Annotated in this window: 16 protein-coding genes; 11 read left to right on the top strand and 5 right to left on the bottom strand. The window is 66.7% G+C overall.

Features of this window, described 5'->3' with window-relative positions:
• Positions 1-46: 46 nt before the first annotated feature.
• The 11 genes from LVB77_RS14115 to LVB77_RS14165 all read left to right on the top strand — a co-directional run bounded on the left by LVB77_RS14115 (position 47) and on the right by LVB77_RS14165 (position 15,203).
• The gene (locus LVB77_RS14115) at positions 47-1,570 is read left to right on the top strand and encodes a hypothetical protein (RefSeq protein ID WP_232906725.1); all 1,524 of its coding nucleotides are present in this window, start codon (positions 47-49) and stop codon (positions 1,568-1,570) included.
• On the top strand, positions 1,567-2,322 hold the full coding sequence (locus LVB77_RS14120; RefSeq protein ID WP_232906726.1) for a CpsD/CapB family tyrosine-protein kinase: 756 nt from the start codon (positions 1,567-1,569) through the stop codon (positions 2,320-2,322). Before LVB77_RS14115 ends, LVB77_RS14120 begins: the two co-directional genes overlap by 4 nt.
• A 58-nt stretch (positions 2,323-2,380) precedes the next feature.
• Positions 2,381-3,655, top strand: a complete 1,275-nt coding sequence (locus tag LVB77_RS14125; protein WP_232906727.1) for an outer membrane beta-barrel protein — start codon at positions 2,381-2,383, stop codon at positions 3,653-3,655.
• Positions 3,656-3,672: 17 nt separating this feature from the next.
• Positions 3,673-4,809, top strand: coding sequence for a glycosyltransferase family 2 protein (locus LVB77_RS14130; RefSeq protein WP_232906728.1), 1,137 nt, complete (start codon positions 3,673-3,675; stop codon positions 4,807-4,809).
• A 78-nt stretch (positions 4,810-4,887) separates the two neighbouring features.
• Complete coding sequence (locus tag LVB77_RS14135) at positions 4,888-6,210, top strand: glycosyltransferase (RefSeq protein ID WP_232906729.1); 1,323 nt, start codon at positions 4,888-4,890, stop codon at positions 6,208-6,210.
• Complete coding sequence (locus tag LVB77_RS14140) at positions 6,200-7,363, top strand: glycosyltransferase (RefSeq protein WP_232906730.1); 1,164 nt, start codon at positions 6,200-6,202, stop codon at positions 7,361-7,363. The genes LVB77_RS14135 and LVB77_RS14140 overlap by 11 nt, the downstream gene beginning before the upstream one ends.
• Before the next feature lie 60 nt (positions 7,364-7,423).
• Positions 7,424-8,752 carry an O-antigen ligase family protein gene (locus LVB77_RS14145; RefSeq protein WP_232906731.1) on the top strand — a complete coding sequence of 443 codons (1,329 nt, stop codon included), beginning with the start codon at positions 7,424-7,426 and terminating at the stop codon, positions 8,750-8,752.
• Positions 8,700-10,355 carry a hypothetical protein gene (locus LVB77_RS14150; protein ID WP_232906732.1) on the top strand — a complete coding sequence of 552 codons (1,656 nt, stop codon included), beginning with the start codon at positions 8,700-8,702 and terminating at the stop codon, positions 10,353-10,355. Before LVB77_RS14145 ends, LVB77_RS14150 begins: the two co-directional genes overlap by 53 nt.
• Before the next feature lie 16 nt (positions 10,356-10,371).
• Complete coding sequence (locus tag LVB77_RS14155; RefSeq protein WP_232906733.1) at positions 10,372-11,751, top strand: hypothetical protein; 1,380 nt, start codon at positions 10,372-10,374, stop codon at positions 11,749-11,751.
• A complete protein-coding gene (locus LVB77_RS14160) occupies positions 11,751-12,422 on the top strand; it encodes a serine acetyltransferase (protein ID WP_232906734.1) in 672 nt (223 codons plus the stop codon). The genes LVB77_RS14155 and LVB77_RS14160 overlap by 1 nt, the downstream gene beginning before the upstream one ends.
• 564 nt (positions 12,423-12,986) lie before the next feature.
• Positions 12,987-15,203 carry an NEW3 domain-containing protein gene (locus tag LVB77_RS14165; protein WP_232906735.1) on the top strand — a complete coding sequence of 739 codons (2,217 nt, stop codon included), beginning with the start codon at positions 12,987-12,989 and terminating at the stop codon, positions 15,201-15,203.
• Between the two features lie 103 nt (positions 15,204-15,306).
• Here LVB77_RS14165 and LVB77_RS14170 read toward each other — a convergent pair whose 3' ends face one another.
• From LVB77_RS14170 to LVB77_RS14190, 5 genes are read right to left on the bottom strand one after another with little or no spacing between them, the layout of a single operon-like run.
• A complete protein-coding gene (locus LVB77_RS14170) occupies positions 15,307-16,071 on the bottom strand; it encodes a YdcF family protein (protein ID WP_232906736.1) in 765 nt (254 codons plus the stop codon).
• A gap of 1 nt (position 16,072) precedes the next feature.
• Positions 16,073-17,593 carry an oligosaccharide flippase family protein gene (locus tag LVB77_RS14175; RefSeq protein WP_232906737.1) on the bottom strand — a complete coding sequence of 507 codons (1,521 nt, stop codon included), beginning with the start codon at positions 17,591-17,593 and terminating at the stop codon, positions 16,073-16,075.
• Positions 17,594-17,631: 38 nt separating this feature from the next.
• Positions 17,632-19,398: a hypothetical protein gene (locus LVB77_RS14180; RefSeq protein ID WP_232906738.1), complete on the bottom strand. Its 1,767-nt coding sequence runs from the start codon at positions 19,396-19,398 to the stop codon at positions 17,632-17,634.
• On the bottom strand, positions 19,395-20,237 hold the full coding sequence (locus tag LVB77_RS14185; protein WP_232906739.1) for a hypothetical protein: 843 nt from the start codon (positions 20,235-20,237) through the stop codon (positions 19,395-19,397). The genes LVB77_RS14180 and LVB77_RS14185 overlap by 4 nt, the downstream gene beginning before the upstream one ends.
• Entirely contained in the window at positions 20,234-21,037 is an 804-nt protein-coding gene (locus LVB77_RS14190) for a hypothetical protein (protein ID WP_232906740.1), read from the bottom strand. The genes LVB77_RS14185 and LVB77_RS14190 overlap by 4 nt, the downstream gene beginning before the upstream one ends.
• Between the last annotated feature and the right edge of the window lie 7 nt (positions 21,038-21,044).

A 21,044-nucleotide genomic window follows, 5' to 3' on the forward strand; every position in this document is an offset into this window, starting at 1 on the left:
ACCGCTGTTGCCGGGGCCTTCGGGGGAACGCCTGCCGACGCTGACCATGCTGTCGGTCGGCCGCAGGGAATTCCGGCGCTATCTGCTGCCGCTGGCCACGATCTTCGCCTTCATCGCGCTGCTGTTCCTGGCGTGGGGACTGCTCAATCCGTCCACGTACAAGTCGTCGGCGATGGTGCTGGTCCAGGACAACACCCCGATCGCACCGCTCATGGAGGGACGCACCGCCGCGCCCAACGAGGTCGCGCGCGCCGTCATTTCACGCGAAGTGCTCTTTGGCAGTGCCGTCATGCAGGATGTGCTGAAGGCCGGCGGATGGCTGGAAGGTCACCCCAGTCCGCTGCAAAAGCAGGAGCTGATCAACTCCATCATCAACAGCACCGACATCACGGTCACCGATCGCGCCCAGACGCGCTCGACGGATCCGAAGCTCAGCCTGGTCAAGATCACCTACTCGGACTCCGACCCTAAGCGCGCCTACGCCGTGACCAAGCGGTTCTCGGAAGCGCTGATAGAACAGGTTCTGGACTCCAGGGCGCGCGCCAGCCGCTCCGCGTATCAGTTCATCGATGCGCAGGTGGAGAACTACCAACGCGCGTTCTCCGAAGCCGACCGCAAGCTGCGCGAGTACCGCAGCGCGAACCCGGACGCGATGCCGGGCGTCGACACCGACGTTTCCGCCCGCATCGCCGAGCTGCGCCGCGCGGCCGACAACGCCAACATGGATCTGGCCGACGTCGGTGCGCAAGAGCGCCAGGTGATGAGCCTGCTGTCGCGCGAAAGCCAGCTCAACACCGTCTCCCGCTCGACCCAGACCAACGTCCGGCTCGCCACGCTGCAAGCGGAGCAGGATCGTCTGATGCTGAGCTACACGGCCCAGCATCCCGACGTGGTCCGGGTCCGCAACCAGATCCGCGAACTGCAGAACAATCCTGGGGCGAGTTCGGCCGCGATGGCGGTGCTGCCCGGCGATACCGCGTCGATGAATCCGGTCTACCAGCAGCTGCGCGCCCAGTTGGCGGAAGTTCGCCGCCAGGGCGCCGCCTCCGCATCGCGTCTGGCCACGGCGCAGGCGCTGCTGCGCGAGGAACTCCAGCGCAGCAACCGCATCATCAGCAACGAGGGCACCGTCACCGCGCTGACTCGCGTGCACGACGTCAACAAGGAGATGTTCGACGACCTGCTCAAGCGGCGCGAGAACGCGCGTGTTTCGATGAGCCTGGACGCGGACGGCCGCAGCCTCGGTTTCCAGATCCTGGAGCCCGCCTCGACCCCGCTGCAGGCCACGGGCCTGCGCCTGATGCATTTCGCCGTGGCCGGTCTGCTGCTGGCGATCGTCGTCCCGCTGGCGATGCTGTCGATGCTGGTCAAGCATGACCCACGCGTGCGCTCGCCGCTGCAGATCGAACGCGACGCGGGCTTGCCGGTGCTCGGAGTCATCCCGCTGCATCTGACCCACGAACAGTCCGAGCGGCACGCCAAGCGGCTGCGGCTGGGAACGATGCTGTTCGCCGCCGTGCCCGTGATCTACGGCCTCGTGTTCGTCCTGAAGATGACGGATGTCCTATGAACGATTTCAATCGCCACGCAGCAGATGCATCGGCCAAGATGACTGATATCAGACATGGGAACAAAAGCGTTGCGCGCCGCGACGGGGGCACGACTCTGACGCCCGAGCAACTGGTCGAGCGCTCGATCATTCCTTTCGCCGACGGCGCCAACCGGCAGCTGGTCAACGCTTTCCGGGAGCTGCGAACGCGCCTGCTGGCGACCGCGACGGACAACTTCATCACCTTGGTCGCGCCGGTCGGACCGGGCTGCGGGGGCAGCTTCGTGGCGCGCAATCTCGCGCTCACGATCACCCTCGAGCAGGAGAAGAGCGCGCTGCTGATCGATTGCAACCTGCTGCATCCGGTCCAGCATTCGGTGCTGAAGGTGAACGATTCTCGCGGCAGCCTGATCAACTACCTGGAAGACCCGGATGCCGATGTGGACGACATGATCTACGGCACCGTCATCCCGCGCTTGAAACTGATCCCGGCGGGACGGTCGGCCTACAGCGAGATGGAGACCGAGCACTTCTCCTCGTTCCGCATGCGTCTTCTGCTGGATTCCCTGAAAAGCAGTTTTTCAGATCGCTACATCTTCCTGGACAGCCCGCCCACGCTGGGTGCGCCCGATGCGCGCATCCTTTCGGAGCTGGCGGACGTCGTGGTCCTGGTCGCGGGATACGGCCGGAACACCTCCGCGGAAATCGCCGCAGCTGCCGCCAATTTCGATCCCGCTAAGTTCGCCGGCGTTATTTTCAATGAGAGCGCCTGATCGCCGCACTGGGCGCCCCACCCTCCCCCGGACGCGCGCGCGTCTGACGAAGCTGCACGTGGCGATCCTTGCGGCGGCCGCGTTCGCGGGCAGCGCGCACGCGGGAAAGCTCGACTATCGTTTCGAGGTCGAAGTTCTGCACAGCGACAACATCAACCTGAGCGAAGACAACCAGGCCAAGGAAACGGTGCTGTCCCCTCGCGTGACCTTCAACTTCAAGGAAGAAGGGGCATCGCTAGAGCTGCAGGCGCGCGGCGAGTTGGAGCGCCGCCACTACTTCGGCAGCCGGTTCGACGACGAGACCCGCAGCGAGTTCGCCGGCCAGCTCAATTGGTCGCTGCTGCCGCAGCGGTTGAACCTCGTCGCCGAGGACTATCTGAGCGAGGAGCCGATCAACTTCCGCGGCGGACGCTATCCGGGCAATCTGCAGCGGGTGAACATCTTCCTCGCCGGCCCCAGCTTCTTCGCCAGAATGGGCGATGCGACCCGCTTTCAGCTGGACCTGCGAGGGGCAAGCACGCACGCCGAGGTGGCGCCCGACTTCGACGGCAAGCGCTATAGCGCGGCCGCTTCCCTGCAGCGCGATCTGAACCCGATCTCGAAAGCCTCGCTCAACCTGGTATCGACGAGGGCCAAGTTCGACGACGCCGCGACGGCCGTCGACTACCGGCGAAACGACGCCTTCGTCCGTTACCAAGGCAGGCTGCGCAAGCTCGAGTACGAGTTCGACCTGGGCCATTCGCGTCTGAACCGGGACGTCGGCGAGGACCCCACGACCACGATCGCCCGGGCGACGGTGCAGTGGCAGCCGAACTCGCGTAATCGCATTCGTCTGCGTGCCCGCCATCAGTTCGCCGACCAGGTCCAGGACCTGGTGGTCCGGCTGCGCGACCCGGACGAAAGCCTGGTTCCCGACCTGGTGGACTCCTCGTCCTCGCTGGTGTCGTCCGGCGTGTACCGGCAGCGCGATCTGGAACTCGACTACCGCTACCGCGGCGAAATCGTCGGCTTCCGCGTACGTCCGCTGTACAGGCAGTTGCGCTATATCGATCGCGGCGACGCCGATCGCACCGAGCGCGGCGCGTTCTTCCAGCTCGACTATCGGCTGGGCCCCCAGGTCACGATGTTCCTCAGCGGCTCGCTGCGCAATCGCGAGTTCACGTCGCGAAACGAAGAAGACCGCGATCGCGTGTACAGCCTGGGCTTCAGCTATCGGATGACCCAGCACTGGGGTTGGAGCGCCGAGGCGATCCGCAACAAACGAACGTCCAACGATCCGGATCAGGCTTATACCGAGAACTCCGTGTTCTTGACGGTCTGGTGGCAACGCTGACGCAGGGACCCGGGGCCATGCTCGAAGTTCTGTTCTGGGGTTCGATCTGCGTGCTGGGATACGTCTATGCGGGCTATCCGGTTCTGGCGGTCGCGCTGGCCCGCATGCGCCCGCGCGCGTCGCGCAAGCAAGCCATGACGCCGTCCGTCACCGTGATCATCACGGCCTACAACGAAGAGAAGGACATCGCGCAGAAGGTCCGGAACGTGCTGGCCCTGGACTATCCGCCGCAGCAGATCGACGTCATCGTCGCCTCGGACGCCTCCAGCGACGGGACCGACCGCGCCGTGCGCGATATCGACGCTCCCAATGTGCGTCTGCTTCGCGTCGAGGGGCGCCAGGGCAAGACGGCCTGCCAGAACGCGGCCGCGGCCGCGGCATCGGGGGACGTCCTGCTCTTCACCGACGCGACGACCCGGATCGAGACGCAGGCCCTGCGGGCGATGACGCGCAACTTTCACGACCCCGAAGTGGGCTGCGTCGCCGGACGCCTCAGCTACGTCGCACAGCACGACGATGCGACCGGGCGCGGCGGAACGTCCTATTGGAACTACGAAATCGCGCTGCGGATGGCGGAAAGCGATCTGGGTTCGCTCATCGGCGTTTCCGGCTGCCTGTATGCGGTCCGTCGCGGCGCCTACCGCGAGATCACCCCGGAACTGATCAGCGACTTCGTCGTCGCGATGGTGGTCCGGGAGCAAGGCCTGCGCACCGTACTCGAACCCGATGCGATGTGTTACGAACAGACCCTGGACCATCCCGACCGCGAACTGGCCATGCGCGTGCGCGTCGGCATGCGCAGCCTCTCGGCCTTGGCGAGTCAGAAGCGCTTTCTCAACCCGTTCAGATTCGGCGCCTTCGCCTGGCAGCTGTGGTCGCACAAGTTGCTCAGGTACCTGTCGCCGGTGTTCTGGACGATCGCCCTGCTCGCCAACCTGGCGCTCGCGCTGCAGGGACGCTACCTGTGGCTGCTGGCGCTGCAGCTGCTGCTGCTGTTCTCGGGTCTGCTCGGATTCACGTCGCTGCGCCTGGCCGAAAGATCGCGCCTGCTTGCCAAGCCTTATTACTTTCTGCTGACCAACCTGGCCTCCGCGGTCAGTCTGTTCCGGTTCCTGCGCGGCGAACGCATCGTGACCTGGACGCCGCAACGCTGAGCGTGACGCCTTCGCCCGACTGGCCGTCGATGGCGCCAGGCAACGTTGTTTCTACTGAACAGGAGTCGGGTAACGATAATGCGGTCGCGGGCCACCCATGACTTCTCCAGCTCCGAAGGCGCTGCGGCCGCGATGCCGCAGGACTCGGCCTACACGGAGTTCGCGCCGGCTTCGCACCAGCCATTGCAACGGGTCGTGTACGTGGTCTCGCAGTTTCCCAGCTGGTCGGAGACCTTCATCGTTCGCGAAATCCGCACCCTGATCGAGGTCGGAGTCGACGTACGGATTCTTTCCCTGAAACGCTCCGACGAAACCATGGTGCAGGCGGACGCCGCGGCGCTGCTGGATCGCGTTCGCCAGCCGCCGGCCCTGCTGCCGACGGTATGGAACACCCTGCGCGTCCTGTTCGCCCATCCCGTCCGTGTCGGCAGCGCTGTCGCCACGATCGCCGTGGACACCTGGCGCACGCCGGCCGTGCTGGCGAAATCGCTGGCGACCCTGACCCGCAGCCTGAGCCAGATTACCTGGCTGCAGGCGTTCGACCCGCAGTTCATTCACGCGCACTGGTCGACGTATCCGACCACAGCCGCCTGGGCGCTGGCGCGCGCCATGGGGCGTCCGTTCGGTTTCACCTGCCATGCGCACGACGTATTTCGAAACCACCAGTTGCTGCCGCGCAAGATCGCCGAAGCGGCGCTGGCGGTCACGATTTCGCGCCACAATATCGGCTGGCTCGATCGCAACATCTCCGCGCTGGCGCCGTACAAACTGAAGGTCGTGCACTGCGGCGTCGACCTGCGGCAGATTTCCATGAGAACGCAAGACCCGTCCGGAAACCGGATACTCGGCGTCGGCCGCCTGTCTCCCGAAAAGGGATTCCACACGCTGATCGAATCCTTGGCGATACTGCGCGACAACGGCACGCTGTTCCAATGCACCCTGGTCGGCGAAGGCCCGGCGCGTCAGGAGCTGCAGAGCCTGATCGATCGCCACCAGCTGCGGCAACATGTGGAACTGGCCGGAGCGCAACCGCAGGAATACGTGCGCGCCGCGCTGGAAAAAGCCACGGTGTTCGCCCTTCCCTGCCAGATCGCCGCCAACGGCAGCCGCGACGGTATTCCGGTGGCCCTGATGGAGGCGATGGCCGCGGGCTGCCCGGTCGTCAGCTGCCCGGTGTCCGGCGTGCCGGAACTGATCGGCAACGAAGTGCATGGACTGCTGGCGGCCGAGCGCGACGCCGAATCGCTCGCGCACGCCTTGCAGCGATTGCTGGACGATGCTGCGCTGCGCAGGAGGCTGTCGATCGCGGCCCGGCAACGCGTCGAACTGGAATTCGACGCTCGCCAGGAAGCGCTCAAGCTGCATGGGCTGATGGCGGGGGCCATCAACAATGCGGCGTGACCGGCTGCTGGTGGTGATCGACGGCATGGAAGTTGGCGGCAGCCAGCGCCAGGTGCAGCATCTGCTAACAGGCCTGGATCGCCAGCGGTGGGAACCCGAGCTGGCGTTCTTCCGTTGCGATTCCTTCCTGGCCGACGCGATCCGGCGCGACGGCATTCCGGTCCACTACCTGCCCAAGCGCCGCCGGATCGACCTTGCGTTCCTGCTCGCGTACGCACGCCTGTTGCGGGATCGCGACTACGCCATCGTCCACGCCTTCTCGTTGACCGCCGAATGGTCGACGGTGCTAGCGCGTCTTCTATCGCGCCGGCGACCGGCCCTGGTCGCATCCGAGCGCAGCTTCGCGCTGGACAGGCCGGCCTGGTTCTGGTGGCTCAAGCGCCTCGTCGTCGGCCAAAGCGCCGCCGTCGTGGCCAACTCGAAGGCGGGCGCGCAGGCTACCGCGCGCCGCACAGGCAGGCCTGAAGCGATGTTCGTGACCATCGCCAACGGCGTCGGCATTCCGGCAGCCATCTCCCGCGATGAACGTGCGTCGATCCGGCGCTCGCTCGGGGCACCGGACGGGCGCCCGTTCGGTTTGTTCGTCGGGCGGCTGGTATCGGCCAAGAACCTGCCCTGTCTGGTCCGCGCGCTGGCGATCATGCGGCCCGGCGAGCGCCCGTGGATCGCGCTCGCCGGCGACGGGCCGCTGAGGGTCGCGATCGAAGCGCTGGCAGTGCAGCATCGCGTGGAAGCGGATCTGTGCTTCCTGGGCGAGCGCTCGGATACGACGGCGCTGATGCAGGCAGCCGACTTCCTGGTGCTGCCCTCGCATTTCGAAGGGCTCTCGAACGCGCTGCTCGAAAGCATGGCCGCCGGCTGTCCCGTGATCGCCTCGGCCGTGGGCGGCAATCTCGAACTGGTCGACGATGGGCGTACCGGCCTGCTGTTCCGCCCCGACGACGCCGACGCATTGGCCGCCGCGATCTCGCGCATGGCCGACCCGCTACTGCGCTCGCAGCTCGCACAGGCGGCCGCCCAACACGTGAGCCGGCACCATAGCCAGCGCGCGCTCGGCGCCGCGACATCGGCCGTTTACGAGCGCTGCCTGCGGACGGAGGATTCCGCCGACAACGACTCGATCGTGCGCGCTGCCCGCGGCCAGGCGAAATGAACGCCGCATCCTCATCCAGGACACCTGCGACCGGCACCGCCGGCGGGACGGACTGATCCGATGCGCCTGCTCTATGCCATTCCGATCATCCTGCTGCCGAACACGGCGCACCTGCCGCCGGACGTCAGCGTCGGCACTTCGGTCGCCTTGCTCGTGATCGCGATGCTCGTCGGCGAGCGCGATCCCACCTACCTGAGGCGTCCGGCCTACCTGATTCCGCCGTTGCTCGCCCTGCTCCTGGCAATGCTGATCGGGTTCATCGCGGCGCATTGGCACGACCTGGCCAACGTGGAAAAGGATCTGCGCGAAGCCAAGGTCGCGGTCCTGTATCCGTTGCTGTACATCGCCTACCGGAAATGCGGCCTGGACATGAAGCAGACCCGGCAACTCATCCTGCTGGTGCTGCTGGTCGCCGTGGCAGCGGGCCTGGAAGCGGTCCTGCAAGGGCGGTCGTTCAACCTGGGCGAGTTTTCCGAAACCCAGCGCGCCACCGGGCCCTTCGGCCAGATCAAGATGGCGAACCGCGCGGGCGTGTTCTTCGCGATGTTCCTGCCGATGCTGTTCGCACCGACCCTGCAGTTCCGGCAGCGCCGATGGGTACGCTGGGCGGCGTTCGGAGGCAGTGCGATTCTGGCCATGGCCATCTTGCTCACCTATTCGCGCCAGTCCTATCTGATCGGCCTGTTCTCGATCATGGTTCTGCTGGTATCGCGCAGCATTCCTGCGGCGATGCTCGCCGCATTGCTGATCGTGGCGACCTCGGCGACCTTGTTGCCCAATAGCGTCGTCGACCGCGTCCAGCAGACCCAGCAGGTCTCCGGCACCGGCTCGGTGACGCTCGACGTCAGCACTACCAGCCGCTTCTCGATCTGGAACGGCACGATCGACATGCTGCGCGACCATCCCGCCGGCGTGGGCCTGGGACGCTTCAGCGATCACATCGGCAACTACACCGACTACGCCGGCAAGGACGCGCACAACGGCTTCCTGCTGACCCTGGCCGAGTGCGGGCCGCTCGGCCTGCTGGCCTTGCTTTGGGTGTTCTGGCGGCTATGGCGGCTGGCCGGTTCGCTGCGTCGTTCCGCCGCTGCCCTGGCGCCGTCGGCGCCGCGCACCTTGGAGCTGGGCTTCACGTTCGCGGTCCTGTCGATGGCGCTGGGCAACATGTACGGCAGCCCCTTCTTCGACAGCGTCGTTATGGCGAACTTCTGGATCCTGTGCGGGCTGATGGAGCGCTACGGCATCCTCAAGGCGCAGGCCGGCCAGGAGGTGGCGGTCCGCGACGCGCCCACTCCGACGCCGATACCTGCGGGCCAACGGTTCCCGCTCGCGGCCCGTGCGCTGCCGCGTCTCGCGCAAGCCGCAAGTTCGCGGCGCTTGTTCCGTTGACGTTCGTGCGCGGGCCAGGGGGTTAGCCATCAGCATCGTCCATCACCATTGCGGCCGCATCGGGAACGCGCATCGCCGAACGCGACGACTGGCGCTCGCGGCGTTCGCGTTCGCGTCCTTGGCCGCGTGCGCCGACGAAACCGAACCCCCATCGGAACTGTGTCCGTCGGGTCTCCCTGGCGAGTCCGATATCCCGATAGCGACGACATCGGCGGGCGGCAGAACCTACTACGTCCGCGCCGACGGCGGCGATGCCGGCCAATGCAACGGCCGCGCCGATGTCGCCCTTGGCGGCCGCGGCGCCGCCAACGACTGCGCCTGGAACAGTCCGGCCATCGCCCTGCCCGCCTCCGGTCCCGCGCGCATCGCGGGCGGCGACACCGTGCTGATCGGCGCTGGCACCTACGAGATCGGCAACGGCGGGTACCTGCAGGCCATCCCCAGCGGACCCAGCCGCGCGAATCCGACCCGCCTGCTGGGCAAACCCGGCGCGACACCGAAGCTGGTCGGCGTCGCGGGCACGCATCGCGTGCTCAACCTGGACGGCAGCTCGAACGTGGAAGTCGGCCATCTCGAAATCACCGACAACAGCGATTGCGTCCATAAACACCCCGACCCCGCTGCGGCCTGCGCCGGCGCCATGCCCTGGGCGCGCGTGGGGCTGTACGCCCGTGCCTCCAGCAACGTCTGGTTGCACGACCTCGACATCCACGGACTCGCGGCGCGCGGCATCAACGCGGGCGGTCTCAGCAACTGGACCGTCGAGCGCGTCAAGCTCAACCGCAACGGCACCGCGGGCTGGGACGGAAACATCGGCCAGGGCGGTTCCAACTCCGGCAGGATCGTCCTGCGACAGGTCGAGATCGCCTGGAACGGCTGCGGCGAACGCGTCGCCACCGGCGAACCCTGGGCGTGCTGGGCGCAGCAGACCGGCGGCTACGGCGACGGCCTGGGCACCACCGACACCGGCGGGCAGTGGCTGATCCAGGACGCATTCGTCCACCACAACACCTCCGACGGACTCGACCTGCGCTACATGGACGGCGCCGACACGACCCGGGTCACGCTGCGTCGCGTCCGCGCCGTGGCCAACGCGGGCAACCAGGTCAAGGTGAAGGGCAACTCCCTGATCGAGAACTCGGTGCTCGTGGGCAACTGCAGTTACTTCAAGGACAAGTTCTTCATGACGCAGCGCGACCTGTGTCGCGCCGATGGCAGCACGCTGCAACTGGTGACGACCGGCCACGACACCGCGATCGTCCGCCGTAACACTCTCAGCGGCGAAGGCGCAGTGCAGATCGGCCACAGCGAGGGCAATCCGACGGACCGCATCCAGGTCTCGAACAACCTCGTGATCGGATCGCCGTACTACCTGCGCCCCGGCGACCTGACCGCGTTCAGCGGCGGCCGGACCTGGGCCATCGTCCACTACGCCGGCAACCTCGCCTGGAACGTGCGCACCTGCCCCGGCGACACGGTCTGCGACCGGAACCCGCGCCTAGCCAACATGACGCTGGCCGCCTTCGATGCGCAACCGCTGGCCGGCAGCCCCGCCAGCGGCAAGGCCGGCGCGGTGTCGTGCGGCAAGCAACCTCTCCGCTGACGGACCGGAATCCACCATGGGCCTGACGGACAAGATCTACGCGCATCTGCCGCAACGGGGCCAGGACGTGGCCGCATCCGCGTTCGGTCTCTATCGCCATTGGCTGCGCTCGGGACCGGGATACGCCGACCTGCTGCGTGGCTACCGCGATCGCGACGCTTGGCCGCTCGACCGCTTCGCCGCGTACCAGGCGGAAAGGCTGAAAGTCATGCTCGGCAATGCCGCCGACCACATTCCCTACTACCGGCGGAGTTGGAGCGCCGACGAAAAAGCCGCGGCACGCGCGGGACGCCTGTCGGAGCTTCCGTTGCTGTCGAAGGATCCGATCCGCAGCCATCCGCAGGACTTCGCCCGCGACGATGCGCGTCCCTTGCTGCGCTACCGCTTCCTCACCAGCGGATCGACCGGCACGCCGGTATCGACCCTGTGGACGGCCCGGGAAGCGCGCGACGCCAGGGCGCTGCGCGAAGCGCGATCCGCGAACTGGGCAGGCACCTCCTTCAGCGAGGGCCGCGCGACCTTCTCCGGGCGCATCGTCGTTCCCGACGCGAACAGCGATGGCCCGTTCCATCGCTACAACGGGGTGGAAAACCAGGTCTACTTCTCGGCCTTCCATCTGAGCCGCGCCAACGCCGGCCGATACGTGGAGGCGCTGCGGCGCCACAAGACGCAGTGGCTGACGGGATACGCCGTCTCGTACTACTTGCTCGCGCGCCACATCCAGGACCTTGGCCTCGACGTCCCGCCGTTGAAGGCCGTCGTGACGACCAGCGAAAAGCTCACGGCGGGCATGCGCACGGTCATGGAACAGGCCTACGGGTGCCCGGTGTTCGAGGAATACGGCACCGTCGAGAACGCCGTCTTCGCCAGCGAATGCGCGCATCACCGCCTCCACGTGAGTCCGGATGCGGGTGTCGTCGAGATCCTGCGCCCCGACGGCAGCGCCTGCGATCCAGACGAAGCCGGAGAAGTCGTGGCCACCGGCTTCGTACGCCAGTACCAGCCCTTCATCAGGTATCGCGTCGGCGACGTCGCGGCCTGGGATCCGGAGCCATGCGCTTGCGGCCGCCCAATGCCGGTATTGAAGGAAGTGATCGGCCGGGTCGAAGACGTGGTGGTCGGTCCGGACGGGCGTCAGATGGTCCGGTTCCACGGGATCTTCGTCGGCCAGGACCAGGTCGTCGAAGGCCAGATCGTTCAGGAGGCGCTGGACCGTATCCGCGTGAAGATCGTGCCGGCCGCGGCCTACGGCCCTGCCGATGCCGCCGACATCGCGCAGCGCGTTCGCCAGCGCCTTGGAGACGTGAGCGTGATCGTCGAGCCCGTCGAATCGATACCGCGATCGGCGAACGGCAAATTCAAGGCCGTGATTTCGCACATCAAGGCGAACGGCTGATGGACGACAGCGCGCGCCCGTCGAACGATGTCTCCAGGATCGGCCACACGTCCTCGGAACGCGCGCAGGCGGGAACGCCCATGACGTTTTCGCAGTACCGGTTCCTGGTGCTTTCCGATCTCTATCGGATCACCGGAAACGCGAAACGGACTTCGCTGCTTCGTTACATCTTCCACGGCGAGTCGTACCGATACAATTTCTGGATGCGCACCTGCGCCTACGCGAAGGGCAATCCCCTGCTCAGGTACACGCTCTATCCGTTCGCGCGCCTCGTGCTCGGGCACCTGGTCTACAAGCTGGGAATTTCCATCCCTGCCGGCACTTCCATCGGCAGCGGCTTCTACATCGGCCACTTCGGCGGCATCGTCGTCAGCCAGAAGGCCACGATAGGGCGCAACTGCAACATCTCCCAGGGCGTGACGATCGGGCGCGCGAACCGCGGCAGGAATCAGGGCTATCCGGTCCTGGGGAACAACATCTATATCGGCCCTGGAGCGGTGATCGCCGGCAGCGTGCGTATCGGCGACAACGTGGCGATCGGCGCCAACTGCGTGGTCACGACCGACATCCCGGACGACTCGGTGGTGGTCGGCATACCGGGCAGAATCATCTCCCAGGCGGGGGCGGCCGGTTACGTCAACAGGACGGATTACGACGGAAAGTTGGGCTAAGGCCAGGCCGTCCTTTCGCCGCCCGAGGATCGGCCTGGACCCCGCCGGCCGCGACCGCAACGACCCTGCGTGACGGTGCCGTCCCAGGCGCCCTACCCGTCTCCGTCGTACCCGCGAACGTCTGCGCAGACGCGCTTTGGGGGCGCCCGTCTCACCCGCAAATGCGACGCAAGCGCCGCAGACGGAGTCAGCCAAGTCACTGACGGGTGAAGACGTGCCCGTCCCTTGGCACGCTCTATTCCGGGTCTATCCGAGCCGGCTTTTGCGCAACCCCGCCATCAGGCGCTTAAGGCCAACACGGCCGAGCGAAGCCGCGCCATGCCGCAGACTTTGCCGAAAACGCCCCGTTCAGCATTTATGTCTTCGAACCCCAGCTGAATATGACCGAATTTGTCAGGTTCTGCGTCACAAAAGTCACTCTTGGCTGATCTGCGACACGTGAAGATCGTGTGAATTGCGATGAATGTCACAAAAAAAACAGCCCCCCGTCCCTAGCATCCGCCCCCGGCCACAAAGGAGGTGCCACCAATCGCCAACCCGAACCCTACGGAGTCGCAAGTCTAAATGTCCCCATCCTCCCTTCGCAGCCACAAGCTGCCCAGAGTTCTTCTTTCGCTTCTACTTCCGTCGCTTGGCTTCGCCGCATTCGGCACCGCTCAAGCCGCAACCTTCTACGTCCGCACCGACGGTGGCGATGCCGCCCAGTGCAACGGCCGCGCCGATGCGGCTTATCCCGGTAGCGGAACCGCCCAGGCCTGCGCCTGGAAGAACCCCAACATCGCCATGCCCTCCTCGGGTAGCGCACGCATCGCAGGCGGCGACACGCTGCTGATCGGCGCCGGTAGCTTCCAGATCGGCAGCGGCGGTTACATGCAGAAGATTCCGAGCGGCCCGAACTCGGCCTCGCGCACCCGCATCCTCGGCAAGGCCGGCACCAAGCTGGTCGGCGTCGCCGGCACGCATCGCGTGCTCAACCTCGAAGGCAGCTCGAACGTCGAAGTCGGCAATCTCGAAATCACCGACAACAGCGACTGCGTCTACAACCATTCCAATTCCGCCGCGACCTGCACCAGCGCGATGGCCTGGGCCCGTGTGGGCGTCTACGCCACGGCCTCGGACAACGTGTGGATGCACGACGTGAACGTGCACGGTATGGCGGCGCGCGGCTTCAACGCCGGCGGCCTGTCCAACTGGACCCTCGAACGCGTCAAGATGAACAAGAACGGCAGCGCTGGCTGGGACGGCAACGTCGGCACCGGTTCGAACTCGGGCCAGATGATCATGCGCGACATCGAGATCGGCTGGAACGGCTGCGGCGAGCGCGTCGCGACCGGCGAGCCGTGGGCCTGCTGGGCGCAGACCACCGGCGGCTACGGCGACGGTTTCGGTACCGTCGACACCGGCGGCCAGTGGCTGATCGAAGATGCCTTCATCCACCACAACACGTCCGACGGCCTGGACCTGCGTTACATGAACGGCGCCGACACCACCAACGTGACGCTGCGCCGCATCTACTCGGTCGCCAACGCCGGCAACCAGGTCAAGATCAAGGGCAACTCGCTGATCGAGAACTCCGTCCTGGTGGGCAACTGTACCTACTTCCACGGCAAGTACTACATGGCCGAGGCCGACCTGTGCCGCGCCTACGGCAGCACGCTGCTGTTGATCCTGACCGGCAACGACACCGCGACCGTGCGCCACAACACCATCGCCGGCGAAGGCGATGCGCAGATCGCCTATGGCGAAGGCGCTTCCACCGACAAGGTCAACATCCAGAACAATCTGGTGGTCGGCTTCCCGTACTACGCCAACAACGCCACCGCGACGCTGTTCAGCGGCGGCAGCGCTCCGGCAGCCAAGTCCTTCTCCGGCAACATGGCTTGGAAAGTGCGCACCTGCCAGACCGGAACCACCTGCACCCAGGACCCGAAGCTGACCAACATGACCCTGGCGGCGTTCGATGCCGAGCCGCTCGCCGGTAGCCCGGTGACCGACAAGGCCCCGATGATCAGCGGCATGTCCACCGACTTCGTCCTGCAGCCGCGTCCTTCGGGTGCCGCCAACGACGTGGGCGCCTACGAAGTCCAGGCCGGTGGCAATTCGCAGCCGCCGCAGCCGCCGACTCCGACCTGCACCCGCGCAGCGCCAACCGTGACCCTCACGGGTCCGACCGCCGCAGTCGCCGCCGGCACGGAGAACAAGTACACGCTGAGCCTGAAGAACAACGACAGCAGCGCCTGCGCCAACACCTCGTTCGCTATCGCCCGCAGCGTTCCCAGCGGCTGGACCGGCGAACTGTCGACGACCGCGATCGCGCTTTCTCCTGGCGCCAGCGGCACGGCGACCCTGGCCGTGATGTCGAACACCAAGGCCGCCGTCGGCAGCTACGGCATCGGCGTGGGCACCAGCAGCGCCAACGGTGCGACCCATACCGGCAACGCCTCGGTCACCTATAACGTCGCCGCGGCCGCCGTCGGCCTGACCGAAACCGTCAGCACCAGCAAGGCCAGCTACAAGGCCGGCGAAGTCGTGTCGATCACCGCCCGTGTTCTCAACAACGGCGTGGCGGTCTCGGGCGCGAGCGTCGCGTTCGACGCGCTGAAGCCGAACGGCGTCAACCACGTGATCCTGAGCGCCACCACCGACGCCAACGGCTATGCCAAGGTGTCCTTCACCTCCGGCGTGGGTTCCAGCTCGATCGGTACCTACAAGCTCTCGGCGGTGGCCACCTCCGGCAGCCTGACGAAGACGGCAACCACGACCTTCTCGGTCTACAAGTAAGCGGCCGTACCGAAGCAAGAAAGAGCCCCGGCTATCCGGGGCTTTTTTTTGCGCCGATCTTTTCACCGGCGGGATGGTCGCGGCCCGACGCGCTGCGCGCTCCTCATCGGCTCGCGGGCCGCTCGCCGTGGTCGCGCCAGCGGTAGTAGGCGATCCCCACCCACTCGTGCAGGGCAAGCTCGGTATTGGCGAGCGCGCTGGTTCGCGGAACCAGCGCCCAAGGCAGGCGCGAGGGCAAGCTGCGCGCATCCGTGGCCAGCGGACACACTTCGAAACCCGCACCGGCAAACGCCGCGCGTGCACGCGGCATGTGGATCAGCGAAGTCACCAGCACAATGCGGCCGGGCAGCGGCGGCGACAAGCCCGCGGCATGACGAGCGTTGTCCCAGGTATCGTCGGATCGGCTATCCACGCGCAGGGCCGCCGCCGGAATGCCCTGCGTTTGCGCATACGCCGCCATCAGCTCGGCCACGCCGATGCCGCCGCGGGGCTCGCCGCCTTCCAGCACCAGCAGGCGCCCTTCGCGCTCGCGCCACCAGGCGACCGCGCGGTCCATCCGTCGCCGCGAGGCCAGATTGAGCACGGAGAAATCGGCAGGGCCGCGCGGGCGCCCGTCGCTACCGCCACCCAGCACGACGGCAATCGACGGCGGCGCGGTTCGGCACGCGAGCGGCGCAGCGACCGGAGCTTGCAGCGGCTTCCCGAGCAGATTGGCCACCAGCGGCGTCATGCTCGCCAGCGCTACGACCGCCAGCGTAGCGCTCGCGATCAACGGCCATCGCCGGCGCTGGCGACGGCCCCACGCCCAAGGCATCGCCGCAGCCGCCAGCAACAGCCACGCGAGCGGAGAGAGCAGCCAGGTCGTCACCTCATCGCGACCGCGCGATCAGGGCCATCGCCATCCCGCGCATTTTTCGATCCAGGACCATGACCGGCAACGCATACAACGACACGAACAGCAAGCCGGCGACCGCCAACCGCTGCCAAACGACGTGCAGCCCGAACAGGTCGGTGCTGCGCGCCACGCACACCAGCACCACCAGGCATGCGAGCGATACCGCGACCGCACGCGCGTCCGGCAGGCGCGCCAATCCCTTGGGACAGATCGCGAACTGGGCGACGGCCAACGCGCCGTAGGCGATCGCGGTCGACCACACGCTGCCCATGTAGCCCATTCTCGGAATCAGGATCAAATTCATGACGACATTCAGCAGCGCCGCGCCCAGGGTGATGACCAGCACCTGCATCGTCCGCTTCTTCAATTGCAGGCCGTAGTTCGAGATGGCGAGCACGGCATAGGTCGACACGGTGATCCCGATCACGATGAACACTTCGCCGGATGCGGCCTTGTCGTGCCCGCTCAGCGCCACCAACAGGTCCTGTCCCGACACCAGCAGAATTCCGATCACCGCCACCACCGCGTAGGTCATCGGCAGCAATACTTTCTCCTTGAGCGCACGCACGGCGTCGCTGCCGCCGGTTTCGTAGGCGCGCATGACCACCGGCGTGAACGCCTCGGACAGGGTCGCGTCTATGAACACGTTCAGTTGCATCGCCAGCGAATAGCCGATGGCGTAGATGCCGACGGCCGCGAAATCGCCGGTGATCTGCTTGATCAGAACGCGATCCACGTTGGCCAGGATGCTGAAGGCCAGCTCATGCGCCATCAGTGGTAGCCCATAGACCAATCCGCTACGCACGGCATGCCAATCCAACGCACCGCGCGCGACGCTGACGTTGCGGTACATCCAGTGCGCGAGCCAGGCCAGCAACAGCACGGTGGCGACGATCTTGCCGCCGTATACCGCCAAAGCGCTCCTCTGCACCAGGATCACCGCGCCCAACACCAGCACCAGCTCCAGCATGCGTCCGATGACGCGCATGGCCATGACGATGTCGGAGCGCTCGCTGGCGCGTATCACCATCTGCACGATATTGACGGCCGCCAACATCGGCATCATCACCACCGCGCACCAGACCAATGGCGAGAACGCGCCTTCCCCGAGCCAGGACCAGAGCGCGATGACGGACACCCCCGCGAGCCATATCGTGCCGGACAGCATCAGGGGCAGCAGCACCATGTTGGTGCCGAACTCCTGCATTCGCCGCTCGTCTCCGTCGTATGGGTAGAAGCGCACGATCGCGTGCGGCGTGCCCAGCTTGATGATGGCAACGCCCAGCAGCATCATGGTTTCGTAGTACCGGAGAATGCCGAACTGGGTGTTGTCGAGAAAGCGGGTCAGGATCGGGAACGAGATGAAACCCGCCAACATCACCAGCCCGTTGGAGATCGAGTAGCGCAGGTAATGGGTAATGATGCTTGGCCGCTCCCGCGGCATGGTGCGCATGCCTTCGTCCGCGCCCGACGCGCGCTCGGCCGAACCGTTCATACCGCGTAACCTCGATCGCCGTGGAACGCCATTTCGCATCACCGCCGGGGAGAGTCCGGATGAGCCGGGCCGTTGACCGACGCCGGATGGGGAGCCGCCACCGACTGCGTTGGGCCGGCAAACGACGCGCGAGCACCTGCGTCCATTGCGGCCCGCTCGTCCAGCACCTCCACATACGCGCTGTTCGGCGGGCGCCCGAGCACGTCCAGGACTTCGACGCCGCCGGCCGCGTTGTAGGTATGGCATCCATCGACACTGCGCGTCAGGTAGGGAGCGAGCCGCGAAAGTGGCCGCTCGCGGTACGTAGTGGGCCCCAGCTCCAGCACTTCGTTGAATACGACCGCATTGCCATAGCCCGGCCCGCAATCCTGCGCCGGCCGGATCAACCTGCCGTTGCGCCGGAACAGCTTTCCCGCCATCCGTGCGCGGCGCACGTCGCAGACGATGGGAGATTCCGGATGCGGCACGTACGGTCCGTCGAGCCTATCGGCGACGAACAGGAACAGTTCGTCGCAGGTATTGTTCTGGTTCTCCGCGACGTTGGCGAACAGGTACCAACGGCCTTCGTGATGATGGAGGGTGGGATCCACGCAGACGCGTCCGGTGACGAGATCCCGCACCCGCGTCCATCCCAACGGGAAGTCGGTGGCCCGATACAGGCTGACGCGCTGGTCGTAACTGGACTCTACCGTCATGTACCACTGCCCATCGGAGGCAAAGACTTGCGGGAAAGACAGGTGCCCGGGCTCGTCCAAGGCGACGCCGAGCGCGCGCGCGCGCCCCGCCGTCAGTTCCACGCAGGCGATGGTCGCTTTCTTGAGGCGCGGGTCCAGCATTTCCTCCACGAACAGCAGCCTGCGATCCTGCGCCATCACTACGAAGGGGTCGCCCCACCACCCCTTCGGCGCTTTCAGCAGCGCATGCGATCCGATCACCGGCGACTGCGGATCCAGCGGCGCTCCGCCCAGGCGCAGCACCAGCGTCCAGCCGACGCGAGCGTTCCTGAACCAGCCGGTCAGCCAACGTGGGGACGCACGCACGATCGACGCGAATGCGCGTAGCCCGGCGGATCGCCCGATCGGCGCCTGCGGCTGAAGTTCCAACGTCGCCATCGAAACGGAGCCTGCGGCGAGGTTTTCCCGGGCCCTGCGATGCAGGGCGCGCAGCAGCAAGGCGGGCAGCTTGCGGAACGCATCTTCGCGCTGTTTGAGAAATGAAGTCGCCCGGGTCCGGCCCCAACTGGCGGCGAGGTCGATGGGAGCCTGGTTCGGCTCGCGCAGGACCAGAGCCATCTGCGTCGCGGTTTCGCGGCGCATCATCGGGCCTAGCAGCGAGAGCCCCGCATTGCGAGGGTCGAGCAGGCTCGCGTCGATATGCCAGCAAGCGCATTCGATCCGGCTGGCCAGGGCGGACGCCCAGGGTTCGGTACCGAGCACGATGACGAGATCGGGGTGCGATCCGCTGATGCGGTCAGGCAGGGAGACCTCGCGTCCGCGTCCGGTGGCCTCTTGCGGATCGGACGGCATCGGCGTCGCCGCCAGGCTGCGGCTGCCGCCGAGCAAGGCATGCTCGAACGCAAGCAAGGCGCGGACGCTTCCGGGAATTCCGGAGACCTCGGGCAGCGCCGCGTCGTCGGCGATCAGCGTCGTCAGCTCGATCCAGGCATAGTCGGCCGCCAGACCGTGGAATGCCCGTAACCAGCCCGGCACCTGCGGCGGACCTACCAGGGTTACGCGCAACGGCCGCGCGGCGACCGTTGGCGCGGGATAGAGCGGGGTTCGCGCTCGCGTGCCGATGCCTGTCATCCGATTTGCCGCCCCGGCAACCGGGCCATCCAGTCCACGATCGCTGCGATCAGGCGCTCGCGCTGCGTCCGCCCGAAATAAGTGTGGTCGCAATCGGGCCAGTAGTGCATCGTCACGCGCGGGTCGCGCGCCGCGGCGCCGAAGGCCCATTCGAACTGGCGCGTATGCAGGAACCGATCGGCGAAGCCGCCGCTGAAGATGCACAGCAGGCGGACATCGCGCGCCACCATCGCCGCGAACTGTTCCCGAGCCTGCGCATGACTGGGCCAGGTGCGAAACGCGTTCGAATCCAGACCGGCGTTTCCGCGCATGCGCCCGCGCATCTTGCGGGCGAAGTGCCGCCATTCCCTGGGCAGGCGACGCAGCAGCTCGAGCGTACGCGCGTAGTGGTACCAGGGACCGGTGAAGCACAAACCGTCCAGCTGCAATACCGCCGACACCCGCGCATCGATGTTGGCGACATCCCAGCCGGTATCGGCGGCGCTGCAGATTCCACCCACCGCGAAGACGCGGCAGCCGTGCATCGCCTCGAGCTGGTCCAAGGCGGCGATCGTCGCCTGCGTGGCGTCGCACTCCGGCATGCGCGGCGCCTCTCCCACGCCGGGAATATCGTATCGGAAGCTTCGAATGCCCCGCGCCGCGAGCTGCTGGGCCAGCAGCGCATGCAATCGGAACGGCCCGGATCGAGGTTGCAGGCCCGCGCTGGGCAACAGCAGCGTCGGCCCGGTGCCGGGCGCGCCGCTGAGTACGCCGTGCAAGCGTCCGCCGGGGCCGAAGCGCACGAACACATCCTCGGCCGCGGCGGCCTCGACGGGCGCGGCATCCAGCAGCGCATTCATGCCCATGCTTCCTCGCGAACCGCTTGTCCCAACTTGCCGACCAGCTCGCGAACCGGAGGCGTGAGGAAGAATGTCGCGTCCATCGCCGCGCCGATACTGAAGCTGGGCGCATTGGCAGGCAGCGGCAATCTCCTGGCGATGTTCATGGAGAGCGCCGCCAGATCGTCGCGAACGATCGCCCACACGGGTACGGCGTGGCGATGCATGCCGTCGTCCAGGCGGGTTTTCTCCAGGTCGGCACGCAGGCGCGACGGCGCGGGGAAGCCCATCAACTGGCCGTCCGACGGATCGGTCGCGCGCGCGACGCCGGCACGCGGCGGCGGACGCAGCGCACGTTCGCGCGCATCGCCCTCCACCAGTTCCCGCACCCAGGCGCCGCCATCGACTATCGGCTCCCAAAGCAGGATCAGGTCGGCGCAACCGCCGCGCTCCAGCCATCCGCGCACCGCAAGCGCGCCGCCGCGCCATGCGATCAGAACCAGCCGCCGGATCCGGGTCTTTTCGCGCAGCGCGGCCGTCGCCAAATCCAGATCCCGATGCATCGAGGCGAGATCCAATCCCTCCCCGCTGCCCGCGGAATCGCCGGTGCCGTGAAAATCGAAACGCAGGGCCGGCAGGCCCAGGCTCGCCAGTTCGCTGGCGACTTCGGTGACGAACCGGCGGCTGCGCGGCATTTCATGCAGCAACGGCGGCACCAGGACGACGCCGGTCTCCGGCGCACCCGACGCGGCGTGGAGCGCGGCATACAGCCGGTGCGACGCAGGTCCAAGCCAGAACGGCTCCCAACCATCGAGGCTCATCGCCACC

This window comes from Lysobacter sp. 5GHs7-4, assembly GCF_021284765.1.
Lineage (GTDB): Bacteria > Pseudomonadota > Gammaproteobacteria > Xanthomonadales > Xanthomonadaceae > Lysobacter.

Coding starts and splice junctions, on each gene's coding strand:
- LVB77_RS14140 (WP_232906730.1), top strand. CDS start 6,200: ATGCGGCGTGACCGGCTGCTGGTGGTGATCGACGGCATGGAAGTTGGC.
- LVB77_RS14130 (WP_232906728.1), top strand. CDS start 3,673: ATGCTCGAAGTTCTGTTCTGGGGTTCGATCTGCGTGCTGGGATACGTC.
- LVB77_RS14135 (WP_232906729.1), top strand. CDS start 4,888: ATGCGGTCGCGGGCCACCCATGACTTCTCCAGCTCCGAAGGCGCTGCG.
- LVB77_RS14165 (WP_232906735.1), top strand. CDS start 12,987: ATGTCCCCATCCTCCCTTCGCAGCCACAAGCTGCCCAGAGTTCTTCTT.
- LVB77_RS14145 (WP_232906731.1), top strand. CDS start 7,424: ATGCGCCTGCTCTATGCCATTCCGATCATCCTGCTGCCGAACACGGCG.
- LVB77_RS14185 (WP_232906739.1), bottom strand. CDS start 20,237: ATGAATGCGCTGCTGGATGCCGCGCCCGTCGAGGCCGCCGCGGCCGAG.
- LVB77_RS14155 (WP_232906733.1), top strand. CDS start 10,372: ATGGGCCTGACGGACAAGATCTACGCGCATCTGCCGCAACGGGGCCAG.
- LVB77_RS14180 (WP_232906738.1), bottom strand. CDS start 19,398: ATGACAGGCATCGGCACGCGAGCGCGAACCCCGCTCTATCCCGCGCCA.
- LVB77_RS14115 (WP_232906725.1), top strand. CDS start 47: ATGCTGTCGGTCGGCCGCAGGGAATTCCGGCGCTATCTGCTGCCGCTG.
- LVB77_RS14120 (WP_232906726.1), top strand. CDS start 1,567: ATGAACGATTTCAATCGCCACGCAGCAGATGCATCGGCCAAGATGACT.
- LVB77_RS14160 (WP_232906734.1), top strand. CDS start 11,751: ATGGACGACAGCGCGCGCCCGTCGAACGATGTCTCCAGGATCGGCCAC.
- LVB77_RS14190 (WP_232906740.1), bottom strand. CDS start 21,037: ATGAGCCTCGATGGTTGGGAGCCGTTCTGGCTTGGACCTGCGTCGCAC.
- LVB77_RS14175 (WP_232906737.1), bottom strand. CDS start 17,593: ATGAACGGTTCGGCCGAGCGCGCGTCGGGCGCGGACGAAGGCATGCGC.